Source organism: Nitrobacter winogradskyi, from assembly GCF_006539545.1.
Classification (GTDB): Bacteria; Pseudomonadota; Alphaproteobacteria; order Rhizobiales; family Xanthobacteraceae; genus Nitrobacter; species Nitrobacter winogradskyi_A.
Genome location: NZ_BJNF01000121.1, coordinates 1 through 9,134 on the forward strand (window position 1 = coordinate 1; position 9,134 = coordinate 9,134).

7 protein-coding genes and 1 pseudogene are annotated in these 9,134 nt (G+C 61.6%); 7 read left to right on the forward strand and 1 reads right to left on the reverse strand.

Annotated elements, in window-relative coordinates; all coding sequences use genetic code 11:
- From NWI01_RS17945 to NWI01_RS17955, 3 genes are all read left to right on the forward strand, one after another.
- Positions 1-1,774 (forward strand): DUF3320 domain-containing protein (locus NWI01_RS17945; protein WP_141385316.1); only part of this gene is annotated, 1,774 nt, incomplete at its 5' end.
- Positions 1,775-1,776: 2 nt separating this feature from the next.
- Positions 1,777-2,901, forward strand: a complete 1,125-nt coding sequence (locus tag NWI01_RS17950; RefSeq protein ID WP_141385317.1) for a metallophosphoesterase family protein — start codon at positions 1,777-1,779, stop codon at positions 2,899-2,901.
- Positions 2,898-5,522, forward strand: a complete 2,625-nt coding sequence (locus NWI01_RS17955; RefSeq protein ID WP_141385318.1) for an AAA family ATPase — start codon at positions 2,898-2,900, stop codon at positions 5,520-5,522. The genes NWI01_RS17950 and NWI01_RS17955 overlap by 4 nt, the downstream gene beginning before the upstream one ends.
- A 133-nt stretch (positions 5,523-5,655) precedes the next feature.
- Here NWI01_RS17955 and NWI01_RS17960 read toward each other — a convergent pair whose 3' ends face one another.
- The gene (locus NWI01_RS17960; RefSeq protein WP_141385319.1) at positions 5,656-6,084 is read right to left on the reverse strand and encodes a cupin domain-containing protein; all 429 of its coding nucleotides are present in this window, start codon (positions 6,082-6,084) and stop codon (positions 5,656-5,658) included.
- 581 nt (positions 6,085-6,665) lie between these two features.
- On the opposite strand from NWI01_RS17960, the gene NWI01_RS17965 reads away from it, so the two are divergent.
- The 4 genes and pseudogenes from NWI01_RS17965 (at position 6,666) to NWI01_RS17985 (ending at position 8,922) form a co-directional block, all read left to right on the forward strand.
- Positions 6,666-6,944 carry a hypothetical protein gene (locus NWI01_RS17965; RefSeq protein ID WP_141385320.1) on the forward strand — a complete coding sequence of 93 codons (279 nt, stop codon included), beginning with the start codon at positions 6,666-6,668 and terminating at the stop codon, positions 6,942-6,944.
- Positions 6,945-7,628: 684 nt separating this feature from the next.
- On the forward strand, positions 7,629-7,928 hold the full coding sequence (locus tag NWI01_RS17975; RefSeq protein WP_141385322.1) for a hypothetical protein: 300 nt from the start codon (positions 7,629-7,631) through the stop codon (positions 7,926-7,928).
- 374 nt (positions 7,929-8,302) lie between these two features.
- Positions 8,303-8,578, forward strand: a pseudogene (locus NWI01_RS17980) (efflux RND transporter permease subunit); the annotation flags it as partial.
- Positions 8,579-8,682: 104 nt separating this feature from the next.
- Entirely contained in the window at positions 8,683-8,922 is a 240-nt protein-coding gene (locus NWI01_RS17985) for an efflux RND transporter permease subunit (RefSeq protein ID WP_244613879.1), read from the forward strand.
- The last annotated feature ends 212 nt before the right edge of the window (positions 8,923-9,134 follow it).

Consider the following 9,134-nt stretch of genomic DNA (forward strand, 5'->3'; position numbering starts at 1 on the left):
GAGATGGCATTATCGCAGTCGAAGCGAATCCCTGATCGCCTTCTCAAACCATCACTATTACCAGAACCGCCTGGTGACCTTTCCCTCGCCGGCCGTTGAAGACCGCGCGGTGCAACTGCGCAAGGTGCCGCATGGTGTCTACGACCGTGGCAAGAGCCGGACCAACAAGATCGAGGCCGAGGCGGTCGTAAAGGAGGCCGTGGCGCGCATGAAGGCCTGGCTGAGGCTTCCCGAAAAGGAGCGGCCGACGCTCGGCGTAATCACGCTGAACATACAGCAGCAGTCGCTGATCCTCGATCGTCTCGATGCCGCGCGCCGGGATGATCCCGAGCTTGAGTGGTTCTTTGCCGAAGAGCGGGTCGAGCCGACCATCGTCAAGAATCTCGAGAATGTGCAGGGCGACGAGCGGGATGTGATCCTTTTCTCGATCACTTTCTGGAAGGATGCCGCCGGCATACTCAAGATGGATTTCGGCGCGCTCAACCGCGACGGCGGCGAACGGCGCCTCAATGTCGCCGTGACCCGCGCGCGGCAGGAACTCATCGTGTTTTCAGGCTTCACGGCCGACCAGATCGACGCGTCCCGAACCAAGGCGGTCGCGGTCCACCATCTCAAGACGTACCTCGACTACGCCGAACGCGGCGCGATCGCCCTGCCCGCCCAGGATGACGGGTCTGTCGGCGGCTTCGATTCCCCCTTCGAGGAAGCGGTCGCTGCACAACTGGAGCGACGCGGCTGGATGGTCGTGCCACAGGTCGGGATTTCCGGCTTTCGTATCGACCTCGGCATTCGCCACCCCGATCTGGCCGGAGCTTATCTCGCGGGCGTGGAATGCGACGGCGCCACCTATCACCAGTCGGCCACCGCAAGGGACCGCGACAAGGTTCGTGAGCAGGTGTTGAGGGGGCTGGGCTGGGATATCCTCCGCGTGTGGTCAACGGACTGGTGGTTCGATGCCGCAGGCTGCGCCGGGCGGTTGCACGCCAACCTTGAAAGCCTGCTGGACCAAAGCCGGGCGCGCCGCGCCGCCGAGCAGGAGGAGATCGCGACTCATTGGGACATGGGACACAATGTGGAGGGGATAGACGAGATCCGCGACGACGAAGCCGCAGCCATCGTTGACGAGGTGACGCCGCCTCCGGCGCCCGCTGAAACCGAACGCGTATCGGTGGAGCCGCCGGCAACATCTCGCGCCGTCGAAACGACAGAGGCGCAACCGGATGCAGGTCCGATGCCTGCCGATATTCCGGACAAGCGACGATACCACGTCACCGATCTCTCCAGCTTCAAGGCGGACCCGGATCAGTTCTTCGAATTCGGCTACCGGGACACGCTGCGAGGCATGATCGAGGCGATCATCGAAACCGAAAACCCTTTGCGCACGGACATTCTCGCCAAAAGAATTTCACGGGCGCATGGCTGGCTGCGCACCGGCGGGCGCATCAGGGAACAGATCGATCTGCACCTGCGCGGGTACGACACGACGCGCGAATCGAGCGGCGAGTTCATCTGGAAGCAGGGAGCCATAGTCGACGTTCTGGCCTATCGGCAGCCAGTCAACGAGGATGCGCGGAGGGCGGTCGCGGATATTCCACTTGCCGAACTGGCCTCCGTGGCGCTCGACAATCCTGACCTGCTGGACGACACGGACCCCGTGCGCTATCTGGCGCGTCTCCTCGGCGTCGAACGCCTTGCGGCGGTATCCCGCGCCCGCCTCGACGAAGCGATCACAAGAGCCCGCCAGCATATCACGACCGTTCAGCCATCCGGATAGATATGTTCCGTTTCATCCATTCGAGCGACCTGCATCTCGGCAAGCGCTTCGGCAACTTCTTCGGTGACCTGCCGAGCCGGCTGCGTGAGGCGCGGCATGCGGTGATCGCCCGGCTCGCGCAACATGGGCGTGAGCAGGGCGCGGCCACGATCTTGCTCGCGGGCGATGTTTTCGATACCGAGACGCCCGCTTCGGATGTCCGCCGCCAGGCGCTGACCGAGATGGCGCATCATGCGCCGATCCGATGGGTGATCCTGCCCGGCAACCACGATTCGCTGCAGGCGACCCAGCTCTGGACAACGCTGCGAGAGGAAGCGCCCGACAACGTCATTCTCGCGGTGGAGCCGCGCCCGATCGAACTGGCGGCGGATGTCGTGCTCCTGCCCGCGCCCTGCACGACGCGCCGTCCCGGCCGCGATCTCACTGAATGGATGGACAGCGAGGCGACGCCGGAAGGCACCATCCGCCTCGGCCTCGCCCATGGCGCGATCCAGAGTTTTTCCGAGGAGGCCGTCGCGTCCGACGTCATCGCGCCGGACCGGGACCAGCGCGCCGGCCTCGCCTATCTGGCGCTCGGCGACTGGCACGGCGCGATGAATGTCGGCCCACGCACCCGCTACAGCGGCACGCCGGAGCCAGACCGGTTCAAGCACGACCATCCCGGCGAAGCCTCGCTGGTCAGCATCGCTGGCCCCTCCGCCCTGCCCGAGGTGACGCCGCTGACCACGGCCGGCTTCAACTGGCGCACGCTGAACCTCCATGTGCTCGACGGGGACGATCCTGCATCGGCGCTGGAGGCCCTGTTGCCGGAGGCGCGGCTCCGCCGACAGACGCTTGCCCGGATCATGGCGACGGGCCGCAGCCGCCTGCCGACACGCACGGCGCTGACACGCGCCATCGCAAGCACGACGCCGGATTTTGCCTTCCTGGAGCTTGACGAGGCCGACCTTGTGACAGAATGCGAGGTGGAAGACCTCGACCGGATCGATCGCGCCGGAGCGCTTCGTGAAGCCGCGAACACGCTGCTGGCCGAAGCCGGAGATGAAAGCCGTTCCGCCACCGAGCGCGAGACCGCGCGCGCCGCCCTCGCCCGCCTCTACTCCTATGCGCAGGTGGTCGCGTCATGAAGATCTCGGCGCTGCGCCTGTTCAACGTGAAGCGCTTCGCCGGTCGCGGCGTCGCCATCGAGGGGATCGACGGCGGCGTCAACGTGCTCTGCGCCGCCAACGAATACGGCAAGTCGACGAGTTTCGAGGCGCTGCACGCGCTGTTCTTCCAGCCGCATTCGAGCGCTTCCGGCGATGTCAGGACCCTCAGGCCCTATAGCGGCGGCAGTCCGCTGGTCGAAGCCGATATCGCGACCGGCGAAGGCCGTTTCCGCATTACGAAGCAGTATTTCGTCGGCCGGTCCGCGCGGGTGACCGATCTCGCCACGGGGCAGTTGGTAGCACTGGCGGACGAGGCGGAGAACTTCATCGCCAATCTGGTCAAGGGCGGCACCGCCGGTCCGGCAGGGCTGCTATGGGTACGCCAGGGCGTGACCGGAATCGAAAGACGCAGCAAGTCGGAAGAGGACGGAGAACGGGAAGTCCGCCGCACCCTGCTCGAATCCGTGCAAGGCGAAGTCGAGGCCGTCACCGGCGGGAGGCGCATGACCGAGATCCTTTCCGCCACGCAACAGGCTCTTTCGGAACTGGTCACCGCCACCGGCAGGCCCAAGGCCGGCGGGCGATACGCCAGCGCTCTTGAAGATCGCGACAGGCTGACTGGAGACGAACAAAAGCTTGCGGGCGAAGTCGCGGCCCTACGCGAGGCGCTGGACCAACGCGCCTCGGCCACAAAGAAGCTTACCGAACTCGACAGGACCGACGACAGGCAGCAACGACGCAAGGCCGTGGAGACGGCGCAAGCCGCCTTCGACGCCGCCAAATCCCAGAGCGAGAAGCTGAGGACGGCCGAAGCCGAACTCAGGCTCGCGCGTGAGCGCCGGGACGGCGCCGAAAAAGACCTCCTGACCTTCCGCGCCGCCATGGAAACAGCAAGGAAGTTGCGTCAAGAGCGGCTTGCGGCTGAAGATCGCCGCCGCCAGGCCATGGACAAACGCCATGCGGCTGGCGAGGCGATCGCAAAGGCAACGGCGGAGACCGAGGCGGCGGAGGCCGGCGAGAGGGAGTCGCGTGACCTGCTCGCGCGCCTGGACGCGGCGTTGAGAGCGCGCGAGGCGGCCGAACGTCTTTCCCAGTCCAAGGAGCAACTCGCCAACGCGGAAGCCACCCGTGAAGAGCTGGAACGCGGCGAAGCAGAACTTTCGCTTCTCAAGCTACCGTCGAGCGCCATCGACGAGCTTCAGGCTCTGGAAGTCGAGATCGCAAGACTTCGCGCTGTCGAGGAAGCCGCGCGTCCTTCCGTTTCCGTCGATTATCAGGCGGATGCGCTCGGTCTCGTGACGATGAACGGCGACCCGCTATCGGGTGGAGAGGAGCGCACCTATGACGGACAGGCGCGGCTTTCGGTTCCTGGGATCGGCACGATCAAGCTTCGGTCGAACCGGCCGTCCCGGAGCGATGATCGCCTTGAACAAGCCCAAGCGAAGCGACGCACGCTTCTTTCTTCAATGGGCGTCGACGACCTCGCCGCAGCACGGAAACGGCAAGTTCAGGCTCAGCAGATGGACGCCGGGCTCGGCGAACTGCGTGGCCGGCTATCCCAGCTTGCGCCGGAAGGCTTGCCACGGCTGCGGGAAGACGTCGCCGCACAAAGCGCGATCGATTCCGGGGATCTCGAACTGAAAGCGGATCCGGCGCAGGTTCGGGCGTCTCTGGCCGAAGCCGGGGAACGGCTGAAGGCGGCCCGGCTGGCCTTGCGAGAGACCGAGCCGCTGCGCGGCAGCGCCGACGACGCCTTCGTCGCAGCCGAAACGAAGCTGGCGACGCTGAACGCCGAGCAGGCGCAGATCGATTCAATCCTCGGCCCTGAAGAGGAGCGTGCCGCACGCGAGCAGCAGTTGGTGAAGGCGTTCGATGATCGGGAACGATCACGCGCCGAAGCCGAAACGAATACGGAGAATCTCAGCGACACCGCCGCCGATCTCGATTCCGCCGAGGCTGCGCTGAAGCGCGCGCGCTCGGTTGAAGAAGCGTCCGAGAAAGAGATACACCGGCTCCGTGAAACCGTCGCCGGCTTGAACGCCGGGATACGGGCGCGCGCCGACGAGGCGGTGGAAGAGAAATGGCGCGAGACGGAGGACGCATGCTCCGCCGCAACGGTCCGCGTCGCGGCGTTCGAGAAGGAAGTCGCCATCCTGCAACGGCTGGCTTTGTCTCTGGAGACAGCCAGATCCCAGGCTCGCGAACTCTATCTCAAGCCTGTCATGACGGAGCTCAAGCCGCTTCTCGGACTGCTCTTCGACGATGTCTCGATCACCTTCGATGACAAGTCGCTGCTGCCCCAGGCGATCCGGCGCAACGGCCAGGAGGAGGAAATCGACCGCCTCAGCGGCGGCATGCGGGAACAGCTATCGGTGCTGACACGTCTCGCCTTCGCAAGGCTGCTCGCCCGCGACGGCCGGCCGGCTCCAGTCATCCTCGACGACGCCCTCGTCTATTCGGACGACGATCGAATCGAGAAGATGTTCGACGCGCTCCACCGACAGTCCCGGGACCAACAGATTATCGTCTTCTCATGCCGTCAGCGCGCATTCCAGAAGCTCGGCGGAAACATCCTTCAGATGACCGAGTGGCAACCTTGAACGCGCGGCGGTGCACTGTACCGCGAGAACCTGCCCATTGAAGCGTGATGACATCTTTTGCGTGTGCTGGCTTCGCGAATCGTTCAGCCAGCACGAAGGCAAGGCGAAAGTCTCTCCACGCCTTCCACCATCATCAAGCTGACGTATTCGACTTCTGTGCCAGGACAGCATCGAGTTCTGGCAGCAGAACGATGCCGTCCTGATCGCTGCCCGATGAATGCGCGACAAGCCACTTGCACGGCGCTCCGCTCTCATTGCACGGAGCGTGCGGCACGTCCTCGGGCATATAGACATGATCCCCTGCTTTGACGGCGATACGATGCTCAAGTTTGTCACCGTAATAGACGGCGCACTCACCTTCCAGAAGATATGCGATGGTCTCGATGCCGTCGTGGTAATGAACCATCGCCTTGGCGCCCGGAGGCATCGGCAGCACATTCAAACATATGTGCTTTGCTCCGACCGTCTCCTTCGACACGCCTGCTCCGTAAGTAAAGCCCTGCTTGCCGACATAGGTCTTGCCGGGCTCGATCACTCTCACCGCATCTGACAAACCTGACATCGCAATCTCCCAAACACGCGAACCACTTTAGCGTTTTCGAGCGAAGCACGTCCTGAGGCTTGAGCCCTAAGGATGAAATCCGGTTCGCGTGAAGAAAACGCCCCAAAACATTAAAGATAGAGTCTTTCACCGTTTCCATGAAACGGTGAAAGCTCTAGCGTAGCTTACCACGAGAGCCCGAAACCATCCGCTGCCAGAATCAGATTGTTCCAGTTCAGATGGCGAAAACCGCGGAGTGCATCTACCGGTAGAGCATCGACGGAAGCAGCACCTGCAATTTCAGCGGCTGAGCGCGGAGCTGATAGTTGACGAAAAGGTGTCAGCAACGTGTCGATGAGCAAAGATTTCTCGCGCAGCCAAAGCGTTTTTCTTCCGCGAAACGGATACCGATTCCCGTAAGAAAATACGTTAAAACAATAGTCTAGAGCTCGCTTCTGATTCAGAAGCAGAAATGCTCAGACACTGCGTCGTCTTCACTCTTGAACCTCGTCCAGATGAGATGTTATCCATTGCTCCGGAACGTTTGTAATCACTTGACGATTTCTCGTTTCCGCTAAACCCACACACACGATGGAGCAGAAATGAAACTCAAACTCGCACTGGCGAGTCTGATCGCCTCGACATTGGCGGTACCTGCCCTCGCCCAGACTTCACCGGACGCTTCGCCAAGTTCGCCGGGCACGACAACAGGATCTGCCAGCGCCTGGTATATCCTGCAAGATACTTCAACAGAGACATGTGTGGTCACAAGCTTGAAGCCGACGACACGAGGAAAAACCAAGGCTGTCGGCAAGAGTTCCTATCCATCGAGAGCAGAAGCCGAGAACGACCTGAGCAAGATTCCAGAGTGCTCAAGGTAGGAACACATTGTGTTCACCATCTTCGCTGCCCTTGATCAGCGAAGCTCGAGTCTGCATCAGAGTGGCATTGGAGCGCATCAGCCTTCGGCGATCCCACGGAACGCGCGAGCCGTCTCTCTTCAAGCATGGCGCGGCATATCAGGCAGGTGTCGACGCGATCAAACTTCGGAACCATCGCTCCGTGCATAAGTTGGAACCGGTAGAGGTGTGACATGCAGCCGACGCCAGGTAATCCAGTCCCGCCGGAAGATCCGAAACCTAAGTCGCCTCCGCCCGGCCCGGATGTGGTTCCCGATATAAAGGAACCACCTCCGTCGGACTTGCCGAGCGATAAGCCTCAGCCCAATCCGGATGAAAAGCGAAAGCCTCCGGTCCGAGCCGGTATGTCCTGAACGCTGTGTGCACTATTGGACAGATCCCGGAATTCAGATGTGCTTGGTACTTCATCGTCGCTGGCACATGACTTGTAGCGGTTGATGTTACCGCCAGGTTGCGCCCGCCCTTTTCTCCCATAGATGGGAGGAGCGCGCTCCTCCAACAACGGCGGCATCTATACACACCCTTCCGAAACGCCTTCCACGTTCATCGCGAACGCGCCATAAGACGCTGACGAAAGACCGGACGATCTGGAACCGGACTTTCCAGCCGTCCATGCCATGCCGTTAACAAGGACCAGCAACACACATGAAGGACTTGAAGCTATACCTGGATAAGCTTCACGCCAATTCCGAACATTGCATCACGATCAGCAAGAGCACACTCAACAATAAAAAGCGCGAAGTCTTCGAAGTGCTCGCAGCAACCTACCGCAAGCTTGCCAGCGACATTGAAGCTGTCATAGCGACGAATGCGATCCTGGACGAGGAGCGCGACAAAAGACTCATCGGCCTTCTTGGCAAAGATGACAACTCTGCCGACAGCGTCACCGAAATCACCAGGCTCTTGGGTCAGTCTCCCGAACAATCTAAGTCGCCCGCGAGCTGAGGCGCGCCAGTCCCGATCTTTTGTCGTTCAGGTGCCGTTCAGGGAGGCTGCGCTTGATTGATCAGCGTTGTGATCCCCAAGTCATATTTACGTTCAGCCATATTTACGTTCAGCCCGCCAGTTCGGCGGGCTTTTCGTAGCTCGGTACAATCCCTGGCTTTGCTTTGGGCTCATAGCTTCTGTCATCGGAGCCGGACTTATTGTGACAGTCAGCTTATTGTGACAGTCACCCTCGGACTTCCGCGCTGACAGGTTACGCATCACGAACGTCTGCTCCGGACGATTTCCTCACTTGGGCGCCTCCCCTCAGACAGCGGCGTTTCCTACTCTCGGGCAGACACGCTGAACGGCATGGTGAAGGTGGAGAACGCGCCATGATCGCCCGCCTTATCGCGGGGTCCGCGCGCAATCTCGTCCTCATATTCGCAGGCACCGTCCTTGCAGTCGCAGCCGGAGTCTATGCGCTCAAGACACTGCCGCTCGATGCCATCCCCGATCTTTCGGATGTGCAGGTCATCATCTACACCGACTATCCCGGTCAAGCACCACAGGTGGTCGAGGACCAGGTGACCTATCCTCTGACGACGGCCATGCTCACGGTGCCGAAGTCGAAGGTCGTGCGCGGCTTCTCCTTCTTTGGCAGCTCCTTCGCTCGCCGAATTGCGCTCGCTGCAAGACTGAGTGATCCGCTTCGCCCCGCGCTGATCTCAATCAAGCGATCATGCTCGGCGCTGTCGAGCGCGTGCGACCGAAGATGATGACCGTCGTCGCCATCATGGCCGGTCTTCTGCCTATCCTGTGGAGCACCGGAGCCGGCTCGGAAGTCATGCAGCGCATCGCCGTCCCGATGATCGGCGGCATGGTGTCGTCGACCATGCTCACCCTCGTCGTCATTCCGGCGATCTATGCTCTCATCAAAAGCTGGGAGCTTGGCGCGGAAGCAGCCCGCCGACCGGAATGCGGACCCGTCGATCTTCCGGCCGCGGCGGAATGAAGGAACCTGCGACCTTGCGATCTTTTTCACGCTGCTGCTGACGACGGCCTATACGGCCCGGGCCTTGATGGTACGCAGCGTCATCGGGCTTTCAAGCTGCCTTCTGGAAGTAGGTGGCCTTGGCGTTGTCTTTCAAAGACGCTGGACTTCTCAACCGATGTTTAAAAGCCTCACGGTGGTAGAAAATTCTATGAAACCGTCATTATGAATTC

Coding starts and splice junctions, on each gene's coding strand:
- NWI01_RS17975 (WP_141385322.1), top strand. CDS start 7,629: ATGAAGGACTTGAAGCTATACCTGGATAAGCTTCACGCCAATTCCGAA.
- NWI01_RS17955 (WP_141385318.1), top strand. CDS start 2,898: ATGAAGATCTCGGCGCTGCGCCTGTTCAACGTGAAGCGCTTCGCCGGT.
- NWI01_RS17960 (WP_141385319.1), bottom strand. CDS start 6,084: ATGTCAGGTTTGTCAGATGCGGTGAGAGTGATCGAGCCCGGCAAGACC.
- NWI01_RS17950 (WP_141385317.1), top strand. CDS start 1,777: ATGTTCCGTTTCATCCATTCGAGCGACCTGCATCTCGGCAAGCGCTTC.
- NWI01_RS17965 (WP_141385320.1), top strand. CDS start 6,666: ATGAAACTCAAACTCGCACTGGCGAGTCTGATCGCCTCGACATTGGCG.
- NWI01_RS17985 (WP_244613879.1), top strand. CDS start 8,683: ATGATGACCGTCGTCGCCATCATGGCCGGTCTTCTGCCTATCCTGTGG.